Genomic DNA, 1,538 nt, shown 5'->3' on the forward strand with positions numbered 1-1,538 from the left:
CGAAATTCACCTCCCTGCCAAGTCGCAGGGAGCACTCTTTCGGCTATAGGTAGATGTATGAGCAATATCCGCAAATGAGACCGTAATTCATTGGTAGTATCTCCCATTTCGGAATCCATGGCCTCCAACAGGTTGTCGATGTCAAGCTTGTCAAACTGCCTGTTTTCCAGCAGCTCCCGTTGCTGGCCAAGCCACCGGGTGTAATCAGTTTTGTATAGGTTATCCATAAAATACCTCCATTGAGCTACCACTGTAGGCAATTAACACAAGGGAATCAAAATGGACTACCACAGCACAAACGCCTTTGCGGGGAAGCTTGGCCCGAGGTTTTGGCCTTCTCAATTCGGCCATTGATGCCAGAGATAACGGGCAATACCGCAAAGAAATGATGGGAATGCAGAATGATTTAAATGGAACTTTTCGCCAGCCAGTTACTCCAAAAGCTTAAAATCCACCCATAAGGAGGTAGGTAAATAATAAACTTTAGAGGAGTATTACCATGATTGTCGCCCAAGGAATGGAGACCTCTGCGAGCCTGAGCCCTCCACCAAAGTCTGACACCCAGCCGATAACAGCCTCCGGCCAATGGACAACCAGCCAACCGACCCGCAAGGTGTCACCCTGTCATCCGAGGGAGCCTGACCGGCAAGAGCTACTTCGGGCCGCTGAGAGTGGGCGCTTGGCGTTTCGGCGAATTTATTTGACTGAAGAACAACATTACTTTTTGGGCAAGGGGGCACCAAGACCTTTCACCCTTGCCCTGCCGGGAGAAATGCTACCCACTGAGCCCGTGGAAGAAAGCTGCGGTGAATCGATGATAGGCGTCGTTAATCCCCAGTGCCTCTACGTCTACAAACGTGATGCCCACACACGGCATCTGGCGTGGGGCGCAGATCCGGATAAACTGCCAGCAAAACTACTGCCTGATCTGCACTCATTGCACGATGGACTTCTTGGACGTGCCAATACGGTTATCTGGGGCGTTTATCCTCGTTTCACCTCAGGACATCTGCAAGCGGACGGAACGTTCAGTTTACCAAAATTGAAACTCGACAATGATTCCAGGCCGTCTGGTTACCCTGAAGTGGTGCTCACTCAATACAGCAAAGAAGACATCAAATGCTTTTGCGTATACAACGATGCACAGATAAATATTTCCGATCTACTGTGGGACAAGCTTAAGTGTGAAAGTGCATTAAATCTTCCCCCCCTGCCTCTGGTTATTTATTGCCACCGCACAGGTTCGGTACAGGTCTATTTTGATGATGAACTGAAGAATCCATACCTGACCATGAATGAGCGTTCCCTGAATGATTTTGCGTACTCAAAGGGCATAACTCCAGATCATTTCAGAGCCATTTTGAATCTGCTGCCAATGTCTTTGCGGGCAGAGGCACTGAGTTCGGAATTAACCGTCTCACCAGATGTCAGGCAAAAATTGCAACAGGCCATCGATCTGGTCAGTGATCCCGATTCGTACAACTACGAGAAGCTTCTGGAATTAAAACAAAGTGGCTTACCCATTCACCAGCGTTTTT

Annotated in this window: 2 protein-coding genes; one reads left to right on the forward strand and one right to left on the reverse strand. The window is 48.8% G+C overall.

Translation table 11 applies throughout. From position 1 onward, the window contains the following. The coding region (locus KDK17_RS01255) for a DUF29 domain-containing protein (RefSeq protein WP_257287165.1) at positions 1 to 227 on the reverse strand (227 nt) is incomplete at its 3' end. A gap of 272 nt (positions 228 to 499) precedes the next feature. On the opposite strand from KDK17_RS01255, the gene KDK17_RS01260 reads away from it, so the two are divergent. After that, a partial coding sequence (locus KDK17_RS01260) for a hypothetical protein (protein WP_257287166.1) occupies positions 500 to 1,538 on the forward strand: 1,039 nt, incomplete at its 3' end.

The organism is Endozoicomonas sp. SESOKO2, from assembly GCF_024606245.1.
Classification (GTDB): Bacteria; Pseudomonadota; Gammaproteobacteria; order Pseudomonadales; family Endozoicomonadaceae; genus Endozoicomonas_A.